The 20,994-nt window shown below is 73.3% G+C and carries 14 protein-coding genes; 5 read left to right on the top strand and 9 right to left on the bottom strand.

Translation table 11 applies throughout. The features are described from left to right. Positions 1-260: 260 nt before the first annotated feature. Positions 261-830 carry an HhH-GPD-type base excision DNA repair protein gene (locus tag AMIR_RS14420; protein ID WP_205590456.1) on the bottom strand — a complete coding sequence of 190 codons (570 nt, stop codon included), beginning with the start codon at positions 828-830 and terminating at the stop codon, positions 261-263. 62 nt (positions 831-892) lie between these two features. On the opposite strand from AMIR_RS14420, the gene AMIR_RS14415 reads away from it, so the two are divergent. From AMIR_RS14415 to AMIR_RS14405, 3 genes are all read left to right on the top strand, one after another. Next, positions 893-1,489, top strand: a complete 597-nt coding sequence (locus AMIR_RS14415; RefSeq protein WP_015801699.1) for a phosphoribosylanthranilate isomerase — start codon at positions 893-895, stop codon at positions 1,487-1,489. Positions 1,490-1,637: 148 nt separating this feature from the next. Next, entirely contained in the window at positions 1,638-2,975 is a 1,338-nt protein-coding gene (locus AMIR_RS14410; RefSeq protein WP_015801698.1) for a hypothetical protein, read from the top strand. 59 nt (positions 2,976-3,034) lie between these two features. Then, on the top strand, positions 3,035-4,135 hold the full coding sequence (locus AMIR_RS14405; protein ID WP_015801697.1) for a WxL protein peptidoglycan domain-containing protein: 1,101 nt from the start codon (positions 3,035-3,037) through the stop codon (positions 4,133-4,135). 31 nt (positions 4,136-4,166) lie between these two features. Here AMIR_RS14405 and AMIR_RS14400 read toward each other — a convergent pair whose 3' ends face one another. Further along, entirely contained in the window at positions 4,167-4,847 is a 681-nt protein-coding gene (locus AMIR_RS14400) for a TetR/AcrR family transcriptional regulator (RefSeq protein ID WP_015801696.1), read from the bottom strand. A gap of 74 nt (positions 4,848-4,921) precedes the next feature. Between AMIR_RS14400 and AMIR_RS14395 the strand changes: the two genes are divergently transcribed. Then, positions 4,922-6,058 (top strand): FAD-dependent oxidoreductase, encoded by a 1,137-nt coding sequence (locus AMIR_RS14395; protein WP_015801695.1) that lies wholly within the window; start codon positions 4,922-4,924, stop codon positions 6,056-6,058. Between the two features lie 37 nt (positions 6,059-6,095). On the opposite strand, the gene AMIR_RS14390 is transcribed toward AMIR_RS14395, so the two are convergent. From AMIR_RS14390 to AMIR_RS14365, 6 genes are all read right to left on the bottom strand, one after another. Further along, a complete protein-coding gene (locus tag AMIR_RS14390) occupies positions 6,096-7,139 on the bottom strand; it encodes an HtaA domain-containing protein (protein WP_015801694.1) in 1,044 nt (347 codons plus the stop codon). Further along, positions 7,136-8,233 (bottom strand): hypothetical protein, encoded by a 1,098-nt coding sequence (locus AMIR_RS14385; protein WP_015801693.1) that lies wholly within the window; start codon positions 8,231-8,233, stop codon positions 7,136-7,138. Before AMIR_RS14385 ends, AMIR_RS14390 begins: the two co-directional genes overlap by 4 nt. Further along, positions 8,233-9,057, bottom strand: coding sequence for a heme ABC transporter ATP-binding protein (locus AMIR_RS14380; protein WP_041836758.1), 825 nt, complete (start codon positions 9,055-9,057; stop codon positions 8,233-8,235). Before AMIR_RS14380 ends, AMIR_RS14385 begins: the two co-directional genes overlap by 1 nt. Beyond that, positions 9,048-10,130: a FecCD family ABC transporter permease gene (locus AMIR_RS14375; protein ID WP_015801691.1), complete on the bottom strand. Its 1,083-nt coding sequence runs from the start codon at positions 10,128-10,130 to the stop codon at positions 9,048-9,050. The genes AMIR_RS14380 and AMIR_RS14375 overlap by 10 nt, the downstream gene beginning before the upstream one ends. Then, positions 10,127-11,221, bottom strand: coding sequence for a heme/hemin ABC transporter substrate-binding protein (locus AMIR_RS14370; protein ID WP_015801690.1), 1,095 nt, complete (start codon positions 11,219-11,221; stop codon positions 10,127-10,129). The genes AMIR_RS14375 and AMIR_RS14370 overlap by 4 nt, the downstream gene beginning before the upstream one ends. 120 nt (positions 11,222-11,341) lie before the next feature. Further along, complete coding sequence (locus AMIR_RS14365; protein WP_015801689.1) at positions 11,342-11,746, bottom strand: cysteine/serine endopeptidase inhibitor; 405 nt, start codon at positions 11,744-11,746, stop codon at positions 11,342-11,344. A 182-nt stretch (positions 11,747-11,928) separates the two neighbouring features. Between AMIR_RS14365 and AMIR_RS14360 the strand changes: the two genes are divergently transcribed. Next, a complete protein-coding gene (locus tag AMIR_RS14360) occupies positions 11,929-13,503 on the top strand; it encodes a nucleotidyl transferase AbiEii/AbiGii toxin family protein (RefSeq protein WP_015801688.1) in 1,575 nt (524 codons plus the stop codon). A 488-nt stretch (positions 13,504-13,991) separates the two neighbouring features. On the opposite strand, the gene AMIR_RS35675 is transcribed toward AMIR_RS14360, so the two are convergent. After that, complete coding sequence (locus AMIR_RS35675) at positions 13,992-20,402, bottom strand: RHS repeat-associated core domain-containing protein (protein ID WP_049796833.1); 6,411 nt, start codon at positions 20,400-20,402, stop codon at positions 13,992-13,994. Between the last annotated feature and the right edge of the window lie 592 nt (positions 20,403-20,994).

Raw genomic sequence — 20,994 nt, 5'->3', positions numbered from 1 at the left:
GTTCGGTGAAATGCTTTTCACGCTGCGGTCGAGCCACCTGAAGGGTTTTCCAGAAATTTCGGGCACGCCGAACAAGCCGGGGTCATCACCCCGGAATGCTCCCCTTCCCGAAGCTAGCGCCCTTCACGACACCCACTGTGACGCGCCTGCGGACCGCCAGGTTCCCAAAACTCAGCCGAACCGCCCCGCACGTAACGACGTTTCCCCCGAACCCACCCCTCACCAGCGACCACTCCCCCGAGAACCAGGGGGTGATCTCCTCACTTGGCAGCGGCTTTGGCGGCCTTCTTGAACTCGCGGACCTCCAGCAACGAGGCCGAGTCGGTCACGTCGGCGACGCTGCGACGCGATCCCTCTTCGCCATAAGCGCCTGCGGCCTCGCGCCACCCCTCCGCTTCCAGCCCGAACTGCTTGCCGAGCAGCGCGAGGAAGATCGCGGCCTTCTGCGCCCCGAATCCCGGCAACGCCTCCAACCTCTTCCGCACCTCCGCGCCGGTCGGCTCGCCCCTGGTCCAGATCAGGGTGGGCTGGCCGTCGTAGTGCTCGACCAGGTGCTGGGCGAGCACCTGGAGCCGCTTGGCCATGGAACCGGGGAAGCGGTGGACGGCGGGCTTCTCGGCGACGATCCCGGCGAACTCCTCGGGGTCGGCCTCGGCGATCCGGTGCACGCTGAGCCCGCCCATGCGGTCGGAGATCAGCTTCGGGCCCTTGAAGGCCTTCTCCATCGGGATCTGCTGGTCGAGCAGCATCCCGAGCAGCAGGGCCAGGGGGTTGGTGGAGAGCAGGTGGTCGGAGTCGGGGTCTTGCGCCAGGCACAGCTCGGGGATCATGGCGCGAAGCATGGCACGGCCGTTCGGGCGAACGGTCCGCTCGCCCGGGATAGCGTGGCCCGATGTTCGTGAAGCTCTGCGGGTTGCGCACCGAGGCCGATGTCGCCGTCGCGGTGGAGGTGGGGGCCGACGCGGTCGGGTTCGTGTTCAGCGAGAGCCCCCGGCGGGTCGATCTCGCCACCGCCACCCGGTTGGTCGCGGAGGTGCCCGGCGGGACGCTGTCCGTCGGGGTGTTCCGCAAGACGCCCGTGGACGAGGTCGCGCGGCTCGCCGGGGCGAGCGGGGTCGGGGCGGTGCAGCTGCACGGGGACTACCCGAAAGCGGCGTTCGAGGCGCTCCGGCACCTCGGGGTGCCGCTGATCCGCGCGTTCGCCCCGACCCCGGACAGCGACCTGCGGGTGGGCGCGTTCGGCGAGGAGTTGCTGCTGCTCGACTCCCCCGTCGCCGGGTCCGGCGAGCGGTGGGACGCGGCGGCTCTGCGCGACCGGGTCGACGGGCGGTGGCTGCTGGCGGGCGGGCTCGGGGTCGACAACGTGGCGTCCGCCGTCGCCGAGGCGCGGCCGTGGGGGGTCGACGTCTCCAGCGGCATCGAGTCCGAGCGCGGGGTCAAGGACCACGGGCTCATGCGCGCGTTCACGGCAGCCGCGCGTCTGGGCTGACCCCGACCAGGCTAACCCCCTCGAACCGGAGCCCGCGGTGGATCTTCCGCCGTGGGCTTCGCCATGTCCGGGGGCAGCGATCTTGTCCTCATCAACCCCTCCACCACAAGGTAAGCCTTACCTAACATTTTGGTGGAGAGGCTCAACCATGACCAGACCCAGTCGCCAGTGGCGCGTCCTCGGGCTGTGCGGCGCGCTCTGCGCGGCGTCCGTGCTCGCAGCCGCACCGGCGCAGGCGCAGTCCGCCGAGAACGTCCAGGACGCGTCGTTCGTGTGGGGCCTCAACGGGTACGCCCAGGCGGGCATCTTCGGCCCGTGGACGCTCAAGGACTTCACCGGCAACGCCACCCAGCTCACCGGCTCGGTGTCCGGCGGCTCGCAGACCGAGTACGCGGTCGACCCGCTGCCCGCGACCTCGATGCCCGTCTCCTCCCCGCAGAAGACCCCGAACGCGGTGAAGTTCACCGGCGGCAAGGGCGCCGTCGACCCGGTCACCGGCGCGGGCACCCTGTCCTGGACCGGCAGCTACACCGTCAACGCCTACCCGGCGCAGTTCAACGCCCCCAACGAGGTCTACCGCGACCCGGTGCTGACCGTGGCCGCCGACGGGTCGGGCAGCGTCACCGCCGAGTTCGGCGTCGGCGGCGGCAACGACATGAACGGCAACCCGATCCCGCCGGAGGAGCTCGGCAGGCTCACCGTCATCACCTTCGACGCGGGCTCCCTGTCCGGCCTGACCAGCACCGGCTACCGGGTCACCCCCGACTACCGGGGCGTGACCGTCGACCTGGCCGAGGGCACGCCGCAGGTCCGCACCTGCTCGGACGCGGGCGGCGCGACCGGCTGGTGGGGCTCCTGGCCCACCGAGTTCGTCACCAAGGCGCCCTCGGCGGTGCGCTCGCACTTCTACTCCACCGGGTGCGGCGGCAACCAGGACTACAAGGCGCCGCTGCCCTTCGACGTCGCCTACACCACCGCGGTCACCCCGCCCGCGGGCTCCGACAAGGACCAGGACCTGAAGGTCGTCGTGCCCCAGGCCCCGACCGAGCCGGGCGAGTTCGTGTGGACCGTCGACGGCAGCAACGGCCTGGTCGACCTGGGCACCGCCACGCAGCGCGGCGACCACTACCTCGCGACCGGGTCGATCAACCCCGTCCGGGTGACCGACACCCGTGAGAACGCCCCGGCCTGGTCGGTGTCCGCGCAGGTCAGCGACTTCACGGCGGGCACGACCTCGTTCGACGGCAAGTACCTCGGCTGGACCCCGGCCGTGACCGACAACAGCGGTGGCGCGGTCCCCGGCGCGGCGGTGGCGTCGGGGCTCGACTCCGGGACCGGCCTGTCCTCCCCGGCCACGCTGGGCAGCGCCCCGCTCGGCCACGCCTCCGGGTCCGCCCGGCTGGGGGCGGAACTCGCGCTGAAGACGCCGCTGAGCGTCGGCGCGGGCTCCTACTCCGCGACGCTCACGCTGACCGCGCTGAGCTGACCGCACCGGGGCGGGCCACGCGCCCGCCCCGCATCCCCTCCCCCACCGCTGAGGACGCCATGACCGCCCGGACGCTCGCCGCGCTCCTGATCCCACCACTGCTGCTGCTCGGCCCGGCCCCGCTCGCCGCCGCGCAGGAGAGCCCGAGCGTGACCTGGGGCGTGCGCCCCGCCGACAACGCCCTGGGCAAGGCACGACCGAACTTCGGCTACACCGCCGCGCCCGGCGCGGTGATCGCCGACGAGCTGCTCGTCACCAACCACGAGCGGCGGGCGCTGACGTTCCGCGTGTACGCCGCCGACGCCTTCACCACCTCGTCCGGGCAGCTCGACCTGCTGCCCGCGGGCACCCCGTCCGAGCACGTGGGCACGTGGGTGGCCTTCGGGCAGGGCGAGGTGACCGTGCAGGCCGGGCAGACCGTCCCGGTCCCCTTCACGGTGAGCGTCCCGGCGTCCGCGACCCCCGGCGACCACAGCGGTGGCGTGGTGACCTCGCTGGGCGTGGCCGACGCCTCCTCCGGCATCACCGTGGACCGCAGGCTCGGCTCACGGATGCACGTCCGCGTCGGCGGCGCGCTCGCGCCGTCGCTGGAGGTCCGCGACCTGACCGTCGACTACGCGGGCTCGGCGAACCCGGTCGGCCCCGGCTCGGCGAAGGTCAGCTACACCGTCGTCAACACCGGCAACACGCGGCTGACCGCGACCCAGTCGGTGCGCGTCGAAGGGCCGTTCGGGTGGCTGAGCGCAGACGCCGAGGCAGCCGCGCTCCCCGAGCTGCTGCCCGGTGAGAGCGCGACCCGCGAGGCCGTGGCGAGCGTCCTGCCGTCCGGTCGGATCACGGCGGCGGTGACGCTGGTCTCCATGGTACCCGGTGGGACGGCGTTGGAGCCCGTCGTCGGGACCGGTGATGTGCTCGCGATCCCGTGGGCGGCGGTGATCTCGCTGCTCCTGCTGCTGTGCGCGGCGCTGGGGCTGCGGGCGCGGGCTCGGGCACGTCGGGCGGGCGAGGAGCGCCGGATCGCGGCGGCCGTCGACGCTGCGCTGAACCGGGACCGGGCCGTGAGCGGGACGTCGCAGATCGGGAGGAACACCGAGGCGGAGGCCGGGACCGAGGCGGAGGCGGGACCCGCGACCGAGAGCGACGAGGCGGTGAAGCCCTGACCCGGGGCGTGATCCGAACGGCGCGGCGCCGCTACCGGATGGTCGCGATGCCCGCCAGGATCAGGTTGATCCCGGCGAGGAACTGCGCCCGGTCGTCGTGCTCGACCAGGTGCGCCGCCATCCGGTGCGCGTGCGGGCGCAGCTCGGGGTCGTGCCGCCGCCACCGCTCGGCGATGGTCTCCAGGAACTCCGCCCGCTCCACCCCCTTCGGGGCGAGGCGGGCGTTGGCGGCGTTCTGCCCGGCGACGCCGAGGACGTAGTTGCCGAGCGCGGACGCGCAGTCGAACTGCGCCCGCTCGGGCACGCCCAGCGCGGCGACCAGCCCGCCGATGGCCTCGAAGACGTCCAGCAGGGCGGGCTGCCACGGTTCGCGGGCGAACTGGGCCCCGACCCAGGGGTGCGCGTCGATCGCGTCGAACAGCCCGAGCGCGAGGACCCGGACGTCCTCCTCGGGGTCCGCACCGCCCCGCACCCCGGCCAGGACGCGGCCGACGACGTCGCCCGTGGCCACGGCGAGCAGCTCGTCCTTGTTCGCGACGTGCCAGTAGACGGCCCCCGCGCCGGTCGCGAGCCGGGTGGTGAGCGCGCGGAACGTCAGCGCCTTCTCGCCCTCCGCGTCGAGGATCCCGATCGCGGCCTCGACGATCCGCTCTTTCGAGAGCGCGTCGGCGCGCCGCCTCCCCCGCTGTGCCCCGCTCGTCATGGGCACCATCTTGACACGAGTGGAACGTCGTTCCAAACTGGCGATTGGAACGCCATTCCATTCCGCACCCCAGGGAGCCCCGGATGTCACCACAGGTCACGATCGTCGGCGCGGGCCTGGGCGGACTCACCCTCGCCCGAGTCCTCCACGTCCACGGCATCACCGCGGCGGTCTACGACGCCGACCCGTCACCCTGGTCCAGGCCCCAGGGCGGCCAGCTCGACATCCACGAGCACAACGGGCAGGCAGCGCTGGCCGAGGCCGGGCTCACCGCCGAGTTCCGCGCGATCGTCCACGAGGGCGCCCAGGCCACGCGGGTCCTCGCCCCGGACGGCGCGGTGCTGCTCGACGAGCCGGACGACGGCGCCGGGGTGCGCCCCGAGGTGCTGCGCGGCGACCTGCGCCGCGTCCTGCTCGACTCCCTGCCCGCCGGAACGGTGCGGTGGGGCAAGAAACTCGTCCGCGCCACCGCGCGCGGCGCGGGCAGGCACGAGCTGGCCTTCGCGGACGGGACCACCACCCGCACCGACGTCCTGGTCGGCGCGGACGGCGCGTGGTCGAAGGTCCGCCCGCTGCTGTCGGACGCGATCCCGCAGCACACCGGCATGACCGCCGTCGAGACCTACCTGCTCGACGCCGACCGGCGGCACCCCGAGGCGGCGGAAGCCGTTGGCAGCGGCGCGATGTACGCGCTCACGCCGGGCAAGGGCGTCATCGCGCACCGCGAGGCGGGCGGGGTCCTGCACACCTACGTCGAGCTGCTGCGCGACGCCGAGTGGTTCGCGGCGGTGGACTTCGGCGACCGGGCCGCCGCGACCGCGCGGATCGCGGCCGAGTTCGCGGACTGGGCGCCCGAGCTGACCGCGCTGATCACCGACGGCGACACCGCGCCGGTCGCGCGCATGATCCACGCGCTGCCGGACGAGCACCGCTGGGAGCGCGTTCCGGGCGTGACGCTGATCGGCGACGCCGCCCACCTGATGCCGCCGTCCGGCGAGGGCGCGAACCTGGCGATGTTCGACGGGTCCGAGCTGGGGAAGATGATCGCCGCGCACCCCGGTGACGTGGAGCGGGCGTTCGCGCTGCACGAGGAGGCGATGTTCGCGCGCAGCGCGGCGGAGGCCGTGGAGGCGCACGCGACCGTGGAGCTGTGCCTGGGCGAGGACGCGCCGTTCGGGCTGATCGCGCTGCTGGGCGGGAACGCGCCGGTGAGCGCCTGACCGGCCCCGGCGCGGTGGGCGCCGGGGCCGGGCGGGGTCAGCGGCGCGCGGGGCGGTAGGCGGCCAGCAGCACGGCGGTCCCGGCCAGCAGCAGCGAGACCCCCAGCCACAGCACGTCCTCCACGTCGCTGCCGGTGTTGGCCAGCTGCTGGGCCGGCCGGTGGCGGACCTCGGGCACGAGGTCGCCGCCACCACCCGCGGCCTGCGCGGGCGGCGTGGCGCCGGGGGGCGCGGCGGGCGGTCCTTCGGGGAGCTTGGCGCAGTCGGCGGCGACCGCGAGGTCGACCGGGTCCAGCGCCGTCCCGGCCTGGTAGAAGCTCGCGAACGCCTCGGCGCTGGTCAGCGTCGACGGAACCCCGGTCCAGGACAGCGATCCGGCCGCCCCGGTGTGGTTCCCCCCGCCGAGGTCCAGGTTCGCCAGCGCCACGTCCGGCAGGTCGACCGGCTGCGCGGGCGCTCCCGGATCGGCGCGCAGGGCGATGTCGGCCTGCATCGTCGCGGTGGCCCCGCTGACCTTGATCGACGGGTCCTTGAGCACCAGGGTGAAGAAGTGCGTCGGGTAGGAGAACTCGACCTTGCCCCGGTAGTGCGCGGTGAAGTCGCTCCTGGTGCGGAACTCCGCGCCCTGGAAGGAGAACCGGTAGGCGCCGGTGGGCACGCCGGTCGGGTTGGGCTTGCCGTCGCGGACCACCTCGTCGACGGCGGTGATGGTCGCGCCGTCGGTGGCCGTGATGGAGTTGCCCGCCGCGCCGCCGATGCCGACGCCCACGTACTGCCGGAAGCTCTTCTTGAAGCCCCACAGCAGATCGCCCTTGCCGACCGTGGTCGGGGTCAGCTCGCAGGTCTGGGGCGCGGTGGTGGTCGTCGTCGTGGTGGTGGCGCTGCTCTCCTGGGCCTTGCGCACCTCGGACGTCGGGTTCGCCGCGGAGCTCGGCGCGGAGTCCGAAGTGGACGGCACGACCGAGGGGGGAGCCGTGGTCGTCGTCACCGGGGGCTCCGCGCTCTCCTCCTGCGCCGACGCCGGTCCGGGAGCCACGACGAGCAGCACCCCGGCCGCGAGGACCGCGCTGGTGACCCTCACTGCCCGACCTCCGCCCTGCGCCGCTTGCGCAGCACCACGACCCCGGCCACGACGACGACGACGACCAGCGCGGCACCACCCGCGCCCACGAGCAACCAGGTGTTGTCGCGCTGCCCTGGCGCCTGCCGCGCGGCGGTGTCGGTCGCGGCCTGCTGGGCCGCCGCGGCGACGGCGAGGTCGACGCCGCCCAGCGCGCGGGACCTGGTCCCGGTGAACTCAAGCCGGTACTGCCCGGCCTGCGTGCCCTCGGGGACGACCGCCGAGTAGCTCAGCGACCCCGCCGCGTCGGCCGTGGCGACGGGCAGGAACAGCGCGCCGGGCTGGAGCAGCACCTGCACCTGCTCGTCGGCGGCGAACCCGGACCCGGTCACCGCGACCGGCTGCCCGACCACCGCGTCGCCGCTCGTCGCCGAGAGCACCGCCGCGGGTTGCTGCGCCCGGTCCTCCTGCGGCGCAGGGGCTTGCCCGGTCGGCGGAGCGGTCGGCCGCGGGGCGACCGGGGCCGGTTGCTGCTGCTGGGCGGGCACGGCGAAGGTGATCGGCGTGAACGTCTCGTTGTTCGGGTTCACCACGCCGTGCGCGCCGATCGTGATGATCCCGCACCGCACCTGGGTGCAGTCGACCTGCGTGGTGTTGCCCGCGCGGTCCACGGCCGGGAACCGGGCGCCCGGCACGACGAGCCGGGTGCTCCACGAGCCGTCGGCGGACACCGTGCCGCCGTTGGCGCTGCTGGCCGTGTCGCTTCCGGGGAAGGACACGAAGCGCTGGAACCCGTTGTTGTCCTTGGCCTCGCTGTCCTGCACGTACCGGTAGGTCGACCCGGCCTGGCCGCCCGCGCTGGGCCGCCAGCTCCCGCCCGCGTCGGACACCCAGCCGAACAGCACGTAGATGCCGCCGTGCGCGTTGGGCACCGACTGGAACCCGCTGCCGCGCAGGTCGATCGTGGTGGCGTAGTCCGGATCGGCGGTGGAGGTCGACAGCTCGACCCGGCCCGCCGCGTGCGCGACCGGCGCGCCCACCGCCACCGCGCAGGCGATCGCGCCCACCACGGCGGCGATCCCCGCCACCCGTCTGCCGAAGTCCTCTGTGGACATCACACCCCACCATCCCCGCGTACCGGCAGGACGACCGGCTTGCCGGTGCGGGGGTGCGGGAACACCTCGACCGGGTGCCGGTAGACCTGCGTGAGCAATTCGGCCGTGCACACCTGTTCCGGCGGCCCGGCCTCGATCAGCCGACCGTCCGCGAGCACCGCGACCCGGTCGGCGTGCGCCGCGGCCAGCCCGAGGTCGTGCAGCACGACCAGGACGGCGGCGCCCGCGTCGGCGCGCCCGCGTGCCAGCGCCATCACCTGCTCCTGGTGGCGCACGTCCAGCGCGGCGGTGGGCTCGTCCAGCAGCAGGATCCCGGTTCCCTGGGCGAGCACGCGGGCCAGCGCGGCACGGGCCTGCTCGCCGCCGGAGAGCCTGGTGTGCGGGCGGTTCGCGAGCTCCACGAGCCCGGTGTCGGCCAGCGCTGCGGCGACCTCGGCCTCGTCGTGGTCCTCGTCCTCGGTGCCGCGCCAGGGCGCGCGCCCCATCTCCACGACCGCGCGGACCGGGAACGGGAACGCCACGGGGTTGTGCTGCGGCAGCACGGCGCGGGTCCTGGCGAGCGCGGCCGGGGACCAGTCTGCGACCGGGCGCCCGGCGATCTCCACGACCCCGCCGTCGGCCGCGCGGTCACCGGCGAGCGCGGCGAGCAGGGTGGACTTGCCCGCGCCGTTGGGCCCGACCAGCACGAGCACCTCACCGGCGACCAGGTCGACGCTGACGCCGTCCACGAGCCGGTTCCCGCGCGCCAGCACGACGACCTCGCGGGCGCGGGCGGCGACCTCGCCGGGTCGCGCGGCGAAGGCGTGCAGCTGCTTCACAGCCACCCCCCTTCCGCGGAACGGGTCCGGTGCAGCAGCCAGAAGAAGAACGGCCCGCCGACCAGCGCGGTGACCATGCCGATGGGCAGGTCGGCGTGGGCGACGAGGGTGCGGGCGAGCAGGTCGGCGGCGGACAGCAGGACCGCGCCGCCGAGCAGGCTCGCGGGCACCAGCACGCGGTGGCCCGGCCCGACCGCCATGCGCACCAGGTGCGGCACGACCAGTCCGACGAAGCCGATCACCCCGGTGTAGGACACGGCGGCGGACACGCCGACCGCGACGAGGCAGATCACCAGCAGCCGCAGGCGTTCCACGTCGACGCCGACGTGCCGGGCCTGCCGGTCGCCGAGCGCGAGCAGGTCGAGCTTGCGGGCCACGGCGAGCGCGCCGATCGCGGTGACGACGACGAGCGGGGCGACCAGCGCGACGTACGGCCAGCGGCTCCCGGCGAGCGAACCCAGCTGCCAGAACACGATCTGCTCGCGCGCGGCCTGGTCGCCGAGGAACACCAGCAGCGCGATGGCCGCGCCCGCGACGGCGTTGACCGCGACCCCGGTGAGGATCATCGACACCACACCGGTGCGGCCGTCGGAGCGCGCGAGGGCGTAGACGGCGAAAGTTGTCGCCAGACCGGCGACGAACGCGACGCCGGGGGTGGTGAAGGCGCCGAGGAACGTCCAGTTAAAGACGATGGACAGGCACGCGCCGACCGCCGCGCCCGAGGAGACGCCGACGACGCCCGGTTCCGCGAGCGGGTTGCCGAACGTGCCCTGCATGAGCGCGCCGCAGACGCCCAGGACACCGCCGACGAGCGCGGTCATCACCACGCGCGGGAAGCGGATGGCCCACAGGGCGCTGTCGGTGAAGCGGTCCAGCGGGGCGGGCGCGAGGCCGACGCGGTGGGCGAGGGAGGCGAGCACGTCGGAGACGGGGACGCCGAGCTGCCCGGTGCCGGTGGAGACGAGCGTGACGACGGCGAAGGTCGCGGCGAGGCCGGTGAACAGGGCCACGACGCGGAGCCCGCCGGGCCGTTCGGGGAGCGTTTCCGTTGCGGCGGAACGGGTCTCGGTGGTGGTCACGAGCCCTCCGGCGCGTACAGGGCGCGGGCGAGGCCGTCCAGGACCGAGGCGGTGAGCGGGCCGAAGCCGAGCACCTGGTGGTCGCTCATGTCCACGAACCTGCGGCGCTCCCCCGCCGGGGTCTGCGCGATGCCGGGCACCTCCAGCGCGCCCTCCGCGCCGCCGACCGACTCCAGGCCCTTGGTCATCATCAGGATCACGTCGGGCTTGGCCCTGGTGAGCGCCTCGGGGTTGACCGGGCGCATCCCGTCGATGCCGACCTCGGTGGCCACGTCGACCGCGCCGAGCGCGGTGATCAGCGAGTCCGCGCCGGACCCCTTGCCGAACAGGTAGTACACCCCGGCCTGCCCGCGCAGGTACAGGAAGACGACGCGGAGCTTGCGGTCCGGTTCGGCGGGCGCGAGGCGGGAGACGGCCTCGGTGGTCGCGGCGATCTCGCGGGCCATGCGGTCGGCGAGCGCCCGGCCCTGCTCGGGGACGCCGAGCGCGGCGGCGACGTCGTGGACGATGGCGGCGTTGGTGTCCATGCCGCGCTTGTGGGTCACGACGACGACCGGGACGCCCATGTCGCGCAGCTGGAGCATCGCGTCCCACGGGCCGAGGGTGGTGTCGGTCAGGATCACGGTGGGGCGGAGGTTGACGATGGCCTCGGCGTTGAGCTGGTGGCCGTTGACGGTGACCAGCGGGAGGTCCTGGGCGGCGGGGAAGCCGGTGGAGACGTCGCGGCCGACGACGTTCGGGCCGAGGCCGAGCCCGAAGACGGTGGCGGCGAGGGTTCCGGAGACGTCGAGGGCGAGGATGCGGGAGGCGTCGGTGACCGTGACGCTGGCGCCCTGGTCGTCGGTGACGGTGGCCGGGAGCGCGGGCCTCGGGTCGGTGGCGACGGGGGTGATGTCGGCCTGCTCGACGACGGCGGTCGTGGGACCGGTGTGGCTCCTGGGGTCGGCGAGGCCGGTGAGCTGGGCCAGCGGGGTGCGGGGCGCGCCCGGTCGCGCGGGTTCCTCGGCGGCGCCGGGCGGTGGGACGGCGACGCACCCGGCGAGCAGTCCCGCCACGCAGGTCAGCAGGGCAGCTCGGAGACGTCCGCGCATCACAGCTCATCCTTAGGTTAGGTAAGGCTAACCTAGCGGATGGTCGATCCTCGGCGAAAGGCGCTGTCGATCACAGGCGGCGGCGCGGGCGCGACCGTCCGTCGCGCCCGCCGTGGCGGATCAGGAGCGGACGAACTTCCAGGTGACCCCGACGTTGCCCAGGTTCGGGTCGGCGAGCTGGCGGAACGCGGGCAGGCTCAAGTCGATGTGACCCGGCGCGCAGCTCGGGCACTTGTCGCGCACCGGCGCCTTGACCGTCTTGCCGTTGCGGGTCACCTCCACCGAGATCCCCTTGCACAGCGGGTCGTTGTTCGGGTTCGCGGTGGTCCAGTAGCTCGCCGAGACCGCGACCAGCAGCTCGGTCGAGGCGTTGAGCCAGGTGCCGCAGGCCCCGTAGCCGGAGTCCGTGTAGTAGGTGGTGTTGCCGCTGACGGGCTGGCCGATGGGGATGGCGGCCTCGGCTGTGCCGGGCAGGACCAGCGCCAGCGCCGCGGCCACGGCGGCGCTCCAGCGGGTCGCTCGCATGGGGACTCCCTCGTGCTCGGTGGACTTGTGAGAGCGCTTCCAAGCCTTCCGGATTGGTCTGGACCTCTGTCAAGGAAGTGAGGGGGGTGGCACCCCGGATGGCCGCCGCCCGCCCGCTGCCACCCGCACCGCCTTTCGTCAAGTCGCCCTCGCCGCGCGAGCTGGAATGCGAGGATCCCCCGGTGTTCAGCGGTGACTTCGAAGTGCGCGTGACCGGCTCCGAGTGGGAGGCCGACGGGTTTGCCTCGTTCGCGCGCGAGCACGGGGTGAAGTTCGCCCACATCGTGCTCGCGCGGGGCACCAGCCCGTCGCAGCCCATGCTGTCCTTCGGCGCGCACGGCACGCTCGACGAGGTGCGCGCGCTGGCGCGGCGGTGGCGCGAGGACCTGGCCACCGAGGGGCTGCGGGTGCTGCGGACCAAGGTCGAGGCGGCGCCGTCGGCCTCGGGCGTGCCCACCAGCGACGAGCAGGCCAGGCCCGACCTGTACTTCGAGCACCACGTCAAGCTGCTGCTCACCCGCTCAGACGCGGCGGTGCTGCACGAGCTGGGGCACGCCGTCCAGCCGCACAACGCGCACCTGTCGGCCAACGCGCTGCGCGGGCCCGGCGGTGACCACGAGGAGCGGTTCGTGACGCAGCGCTGCCACGGGGTCGGGCGGGAGACCGCGCGGGTCCGGCTGGAGGCGCTGCTGGCGGCGGTGCGCGGGGTGCTTGGGGCGGGCGAGCGGGTGCTGGAGGTCGAGGAGGAGTACGTCGTGCACGACGACGCGCTCGACCTGGACCGGGGGTGGCTGGAGGGCTCGGCGGACCGGCACGCGTGGCACGAGGAGCGGCTGCGGACCGCGCCCGCCGGGGCGCCCGAGTTCCCCGTCACCTACCAGCCGATGCGGGTCCACCCTGGGGTCGGGTTCCAGCAGCGGGCGGTGTTCGACCCGGCGGTCAAGCAGTACGGGCACTCGTTCCGGGCCGGTGAGCCGGTGTTCGACGACCCGGAGCAGGGGGCGCGGTGGTTCGCGGCCCGGCGGGAGGCGGTGGCGCACGTGCTGGGGGTGGTGGAGCGGTCGCCGTGGGCGGGGAACCTGGTGCTGCGCGGGAGCGCGCTGCTGCGGGCGTGGTTCGGGGACGCGGCGCGCGAGGCCGGTGACCTGGACTTCGTGGTGGTGCCGGGGACGGTCGGGGTCCGGGACCAGCTGGCCGAGGAGATGCTGGCCGGGCTGGTGGTGGCGCTGCTGACCGAGCCGGGGCCGGGGGTGCGCGGCGAGGGGGTGACCTCGGTGGACATCTGGACGTGCGAGCGGTCGTCCGGGCGGCGGCTGGTGTTCCCGTTCGACGTGCCAGGGCTGCCCGGCGGGTCGGTGCAGCTGGACTTCTCGTTCGCGGAGGAGCTGCCGCTGCCGCCTGGCCGGGAGGTGGTGACGCCGTTGGGGACCACGCTGCTGGTCGCCCCTCCGGAGCTGGTGCTGGCGTGGAAGGTGCAGTGGTTGATGACGGACATCTACCCGCAGGGGCGGGACCTGCACGACGCGGTCCTGCTGGCCGAGCGGACCACGCTGCCGCTGGAGGTGGTGCGGGGGCTGCTGGAGCCGGAGCTGGGTGAGCAGGGGTTGGTGTTCACGGCTGGCGACCTGCGGTCCTTGGAGGGTGAGGTGGACTGGCCGAACTTCGCCGACGAGGACCCGGTGGCCTCGGCGGATGGGGACGTCTCGGCGCTGCTGGACCGGCTGGTGGCGGCTCTGGAGCGGCAGGTTCGCGCTTAGGCGCGGGGGTTGCCTGGGGCGGTTCTCACGCTGCCCCGTTACCCGGAAGAGTGATCCTGAAATACGTCGTTCCCAGGGTCTTAGCACCGCCGGTTTCACCGTGGAACAATTATCAGCAGGACGACGCGAGGCCTTCGGTCGGGCATAACGCGAACGGTCCGGACCGGTCAGGTGCACCCCGGTTTCCGCGCCCGTTCCGCGAGTCTGGTTTTTGGCTTCGCGTGCACATGCGCACTCGACACCAGACAGTGCTTCTTAGGCGCGTCCTCGCCTGGGCGCACTGGGAAAGGAGGAGTTGCTGAACGCTGAACCCACAACTGAATGCGCAAGACGACCGCGAAGGCCACGGGCCGGGGTGGTCGGACTGGCAACTGCGAGCACCACGTCCGACCACGACGTGACGACCTCCGGGAGCGCGCCCCGGCGGTCCTCTCACGCCCCCGGACGAGCAGGCTCGAACACCGGCGTCAAATCCGGTATTCGAAAGCCTACCGCTCGTCTCCACTCCGATGGTTCCCGGAGGACGTGGTGTCCCCGTACAGATCACGCTGGTGCCGGTCAGCCAGTTCCTGCAAACGCGACCCGCAGGTCCCCGCCATAGGCGCCGCCACCACAGACGGCTCCCCCATATCTGGGGTACTCGCACCGGGGATGCCCGCCCACGACCGCCCGGTCACTGACTGCCCAACCCGCGAATTCCCAACCCGTGAATTCCCAGCCCTTGAATTACCGGCCCTTGAATTACCGGCCCTTGAATGCCAGGGTCCAAGCTCAGCGTGCGCCGGATGCGTACGCCCAACCTCACCCACGCCGTACCCGCGCTGCGGAAACGGCGTGCTCGCAGACGGCAGCAGACGCTCGGGAGACGCAGCCCCGAACCGCCCCACCGGCGGCGCCCACCCGCTCAGGTAGCCGCTCACCGCACGACCGGACAGGGGCGAGCACGGAACCAGCCCCACCGGGTCGACCGCAGCCGTGGGGTTGTCCGCGTAGGTCCACGGGTTGGCCGCAGGAGCCAGCCCCAATGGGTCCCTGGTCAGGTAGCGCCCGGTGGCCGGGTCGTAGTAGCGGTGCACGTTGTAGTGCAGACCGGTCTCCGCGTCGTGGTGCTGACCGGGAAAGCGCAACGGCGTCCACGAGTGCCCGGAGGACACCCCCCACAAGGTCGCGGGCCGCTTCGGCAGGATCGACCCGATGTCCGGGTCAACGAGGTCCGCAGGCGCACCAACCAGATCGGTGACCACGGCTAGGAACCGACGGTCAACCCACTGACCGCCCGCTTCCCCCAGTTCCCCACGGGCCACGCCCTGCTCGGCCCGAACCCCCTGCTGCTCAACACGACCGCCGGGCTCACCGTGCCTCGAACGCTCGACACCACCGATCAGCTCAGCACGACTGACCTGCTCGGTACGCCCACCATGATCAACTCGCCCCGCCTGGCCACCGTGTCCGCTCTGGTCGACGCGCCCACCCTGGTCGGCGTATCCACCCTGGTCGGCATGTCCAACCTGATCGACATGCCCAGCCTGATCGGCGTGTCCAGCCTGATCGGCGTGTCCAGCCTGATCGGCGTGTCCAGTCCGGTTGACGTGGCTGCCCTGGCCAGGGTCGTCCCCCTGGTCGGGGTGGGGGTGGTTCCCCTGGTCGGGGTGGGGGTGGTTCCCCTGGCCGAAGTGATCGCCCTCGCCTCGCAACTCGAGGCGCTCGACCTGATCGCCCTCCCCGCTCCGGCTGCCTTGGCCGAGACGGGCGGCGTAGTTGGGCTGTCCCTGCGCAGAACCTGCGGACCCCACAGCCCCAGCGGGCCCGGTCGTCGCCTGCTGCGCCGCAGCACCCTGCGGAGGCAGGGACCGCGTCCCGGCCAACACCCGTGAACGCTCGGTCTGGGTCACCACGTGCCCGGTGCTCGGGGCGTGGTCCCACACCAGGGACTCGGCGCCCGTGAACTGCTCCGCCGGAGCCGCGCCGTCCCACATCAGGTCGACGCGTTCCACCGGGGTCACGCCGTCGTCCGCCATGCGCTTCTTCCACACCCGGCGGCCGAGGGCGTCGTAGCCGTAGCGCCACAGGGAGCCGTTCGGGGTGCGGGCCGACAGCAGGCGGTCCTGGGCGGACCACTCGAACTCCCAGGTGTCCACGCCGCCGTCCGGGCGCTGCACCGAACGGCTGGAGGTGCGGCCCGCCTCGTCGTACGTGAAGGCCAGGTCGCCCGCTCGCGTCACCCGCATGAGGTCGTGCTCGCGCGGACCCGCGCCCGGTTCGGAGCCGGACCAGTGGGCGTGGACGACGTTCCCGGTGCGGTCGTACTGGTAGACCTCGGTGCCCGAGGGGCCGCGCACGGCCAGCACTCGGCCGACCTCGTCCAGGTCCAGCACCTGACCGCCGGTGACCTGGTCGTACACCGACACGAGCTTGCCGTCCGGCCGGTAGCCGTAGGTGCGGCGCTGGGCCAGGGCGGGCGTGGTGGAGCGCAGGCCGGTGACCACGGTCTGCGAGCGCAGCCGGTCCACCTCGTCCCACACCTGGGCCACCAGCACGCCGTCGTCCACCCTGCGCTCGACCTCGCGCCCCGCCGCGTCGAAGCTGAACCGCGTGGTGCGCCCCGCCGCGCGCAACGCGGTGGGACGGCCCAGCAGGTCGTAGGCCCACACGCTCAACGCCCCGGACGGGGTGCGCCGCGTGACCCTGCGCCCCAGCACGTCGTACCGGGACTCCAGCACCCGGCCGTCGACCGACTCGCTGAGCACCCGCCCGCACGGGTCGTAGGTGAAGACCAGGTCGGCGTCGGGTCCCTTCGCGCGCAGCAGCCTGCCGACCGGGTCGTAGGCCAGGTCGGTGCGGCCCTGCGCGGTGTGCACGGCGACGACGCGGTCGCGCGGGTCGAGGTCGAGCATGACGCTCTCGCCCCGCTCGTTGGCGTGCCCGTGCAACCGGCCGGCCTGGTCCCACACGTAGGTGGTGATGCGCTGGTCGAAGTCCACCTCGGACACCAGGTGGCCCCTGGAGTCGTAGGTGTACCGCCACTCCTGGCCGTGCTCGTTGACGACGGCGACCGGGCGCAGCTCGGTGTCGTAGCGGAACTCCAGCCGCGAGCCGTCCGGGCGGACCTCGGCGACGGGCAGGTCGAAGGGGCCCACCTCGATCGTGGTCACCGCGCCCGTGGCGTCGGTGTGCTCCCGCAGGTTGCCCTCGCCGTCGCGGCGCAGGACGGAGCGCGCCCCGTCGGGGTCGACGCGTCCCGCGAGCCCGCCCTCAGGGGTCCAGGTGAACCGGGTGCGCCCACCCGCGGGGTCGATGACGACAGCGCGGCGGCCGAGCTCATCGTACTCGTAGCGGGTCGTGCCGCCCATGGGATCGGTGACCGATTCGACCAGGCCGAGTGAGTTCACCTCGTAGTGCGTCGTGGCACCGCTCGCGTCGGTGACCTCGACCAGGTCACCGCCCTCGTCATAGGTGCACGTGGTGCGCGCGCCCATAGGGTCGACAACGGCGATGAGCGCGCCATTGGGCCCGTACTCGCGCCGCCACACCGCCCCGTCCGGGTCGGTGATGACCACGGGCCTGCCCGTGCCGTCGTGCTCGGTGCGCAGACGGGAGCCGTCGGGCAGAACAGCCTCGACGAGGTCGCCGCGGTCGTCGTAGCGGTACGCCGTCCTGAGCCCGAGCGGTCGGGTGCGCGAGAGCAGCCGGTGGTGCGCGTCCCACTCGCTGACCGTGCGCGCGCCGGTCGGGTCGGTCTCGCACACCACCTGGTACCGCTCGTTGACCTGGTAGGTCGTGGTGTTGCCGAGCGAGTCGGTGACCGTGGTCAGTCCGGGCGCGTGGTCGAGCCTGCACGACAGGTACCCGCCCGCGCCCTCGGCCGCCGTGCACCGGTCCTCGTCGTCGTAGGCGTACCGGTACCACATGCCGTTGCGGTCCTCGTACCGCGCGACGCGGCCGAGGTCGTCGTACTCGAACCGCAGCGGCAGCCCGCTGGAGTTGACCGCGGCGACGAGGTTGCGCCGCTCGTCGTAGCGGAACTCGCCGAGCAGCACCTCGGTGCCCGCGCCCGCGAGCCGGTACGCGGTGATCAGCCCGTCCTCGGTGTCCACGAGCACCCGGTACCCGCCGGAGTGCGCGACCTCGACGAGCGCGCCCCGCTCGTCGCGACGGAACTGCACGCAACGCCCGTCCGCGTCCGTGATGGCGGCGAGGAGCCGCTCCCGATCCGGACCGGGCGCGAAGTGGAGGATCTGGTCCCGGTCCGCGCGGTGCACGGCGTACCCGCCGGTGGCGGTGCGCACCAGCGGCCAGCGGGGCCCCGACTCGGGGAGCGCCTCGGCGTTGTCGGCCGGGTGGGGGTAGAGCAGCAGCGTGCCGTCCTCGACCGCGAGCGCGACGCCCTCGGGGTCGACCTCCAGGCGCTGGTCGGCGCTGCAGGCCCAGGTGGGACCGAAGGAGCGGCCGAGGCGGTAGTGCGACACGTGGGTGCGGGTGAGCAGCAGCGGGAGGGTGGAGGCCAGGTCGACGTCGGTCTGCGGGAGGACGACCCAGCCGGTGGTGACGTCGATCGGGTCGCCGTGGGTGGGGCGGTTGGCGAACGGGTTGTCGTGGGCGCCCTTGGGCGAGGCGGCCTCGCCGGCGATCGTGCGACCGGCAGGGGCGGACGGCGCCGGGGCGGGGTTCTCCGGGACGGCGGCTGGGCCAGAGTCGGGTTCCGCAGCCAACTGCAGCTCAGAGCGCGACACACGGGCGGTAAGCGCGGCAGCCGGCGACTCACCAGCGGGCTCCACCAACGGCAGAGACGTGCGCGACACCCGAGCCGTGGGCTCGGCCCCTTCGGAAACTCCTGCAGTGGACGTCCCGCCAAGCGGCGATGCCGAATTCTCCGCGCTGGCAGCAACAGAATCGGTCCCCGGCACATCCGGGACAGATTCCCCCGAAAGGGGCGCTACCGAGGGACTCCCACCAGAGGCGCCAAGGTCAGTAGTCTCGTTCTTGGTCGTAGCGCGCGAGGAAACCGCGATGCGCAGGGTCGGCGGTTCAACCGGCGGATGCTGGGACGCGGCTGGTTCAAAGCTCGCAGCTGAACCGGTCGTGGTCACCGGAGGCGCAGGCGGCTGGATACCGCTGTGCGCGGACGAGCCGCTCAACAACGTGGGAGCGTCGAACGCGGGCAGTTCGCCCCGCTTTTCCTCCCGCTTCACCTGGGCCTGCTTGGCAGCGTCGGGGTGCGTGGTCCCCTGACGGCTGCCGGCCGCCTGGGGTGCCGCCTGCTGGCCAACGGGGTCGGAGGCCGAACTGGCGGGCACGCCAGCAGGAACTTCCGGTCGCGTGGTGATCGGGAGGTCCGCGCGGGGAGCCGTCGCGAGGTCGGCGCTGGAGGTGGTCGTGGTGCCCTCGGCACGGGGCCAGCCCGCCTCGGCAACCGGGGTGCCAACTGCACTGGTCATGCCGTCTGCCTGCCCCGGAGGCCAAGCGAACGCGTCCGCGCCCGTGGACGTCGGGCTCGGCGGCTGGGTGCTCATCGGTGGCCACTGCGTCTCGGCTGCCGAGGTGGCGGTCGGCGCGTCAGCAGAGGGCGTGGGCCAGGCGAAGGCCTCGGCATACACCTGGGTGACGGGCGGGTCGCTCGGCGGCAGGGTCCACACGGACTCCGCAGGCGAAGGCGGCCAAGCGCTCGTCGCACCGGTCGACTGCGTCAGGTCCGGGGTCGCTTCAGCCTGGACCGCCTGCTGCGGAACGGGCTGCTCAAGGGACTGGTCAGCGGACTGGAGCCAGGGCTGGGCCACGCTGGACTGCATCGCGCCACTGGCCTGCACGGGTGCCGTCTGCGCTGCGGCAGCTTGCGGAACGGTGGAGGCCCCGCTGGGGTTGGTCGTGTCGGCGGTGCTCGGGGAGGGCGCGCCCGACCGGAACGCGTCGGGTTCGGCTGTGCCGAGTGAGGCGGTGCCAGTCCTGGGCGTGTCCAGGTCGGCGGCGCCTGGCTGGAGGGCTGCGCCGGGATTGTCGGTGTTGCTGCCACCGTGGGTGTCGCTGTTGGTGCCGGGCGTTCCGGGCTGGGACATGCCGGACTGCTGGTCTGCGGTCACGGCCGTCTGAGGTGCACCGGACGACTGGCTGGGCCCGGCTGCCTGGCTGGGCTCGGGTGACTGCGGGGGCAGTGGCGCCGCAGCGGCCAGGGTGGTGGACGGGATGGGGGCTGTGGCGGTCTGCAGGGTGCGCAGGGCGGTCGTCGCCTCGCCGAACAGGTCGCCGGTCTGCGTGAGCAGCGGGGTGAGCCTGCGGAGGGCGTCGAGCAGCTTCGAGGTCAGCGCGGTGATGCGGGCGGCCGTGGCGGCCACGGTCTGGGAGATCTGCGGGATCGTCCACGGGGCCGCCACTCCCCCGGTGCCCACGATCTGGAGGGCGACCTTGACCAGGTTGTCCACCGCGTCGGCGATGACGTCGCGGACCAGGCCGCGGACCGCGCCGACCAGTTCACCTGCCTTGCGCAGACCACCTGACGCGCCGTGGGCACCCTGGCTGGCGGCGGTGAGCAGTGCCGCGGTCTGCTCGGCGCGGACGCGGTAGTTGTCGGCCGCTTCACCGGTCCACGCGGTGGTGTCGGCGGCGACGGCGGCGACCAGGTCGCTCGCGATGGTGGCCAGCTCCGTCGCGACGGCGCTCCACGTCTCGGCCTGCGCGGTCACGGTGGCGGGGTCGCCGCGCAGTTCGTCGAGCGCGCGCTGGAGCGGGGCGACGTGCTCGACCAACCACTCCACGCCCGCTTGCGAGAGGGGCTTGAACGGGTCCGAGACCTCACCCAGCGAAGGCAGGTCGTCCTGGCCCGCGCTGGGGGCGTCACCGAGCCAGGAGCCGTTCGTGAGGGAGGCCCTCAGCTCGGTCGCCGACTCGGTCAGCCCCGTGTCCACCACACCCGCACCCGGCCCCGGCGTCACCGTGCCGGACTGCGGCCCACCAGCCGCACCTGCGCCGAACGAGCTTGCGCTGGTCTGCGGGCCGCTGGCAGCGCCTGCGCCGAACGACCCGGTGCCGGACTGGTCTTGGGGCGCACCAGCAGTGCCCGGACCGAACGAACCAGCGCTGCTCTGGGACGTAAGCGAACCAGCGCTGTTCGGGAACGCATCCGCAGCGCTCATACCGGACGAGCCTGTGCCGGGAGTCTGGGACGCAGCGGTGACACCGGTGTCGAAGGAGGCTGCACCGGTTTGGGGTGCGTCAGGCGCAGCCGAGCCAAACGAGTCCGTGCCGGGAGTCGCCTGGCTTGGCGCTGGCGGGACGTGACCGGCTGCGGGGAACCCTGCGGAGTTCGAACCGGTCGGGGAGGGGGTGGCCGGTGCGAAGCTTGCCGCGGTGGAGGCTGCCTGGGGCGGGAAGTGCTGGTCAGCGTCAAAGGCGCTGGGGGCAGCGGTGCCGGATTCGGAGGAATCAGCACTTGCCGGGGCGGTGGTGGACGGGTCCTGACCTGCGGGAGGTGCGGACGGTCCTGGCGCGGGCTGGACTGGT

Origin of the sequence: Actinosynnema mirum DSM 43827 (assembly GCF_000023245.1) — a bacterium.
Taxonomy (GTDB): Bacteria; Actinomycetota; Actinomycetes; order Mycobacteriales; family Pseudonocardiaceae; genus Actinosynnema; species Actinosynnema mirum.
This window is presented reverse-complemented; position numbering and strand designations above follow the sequence as displayed.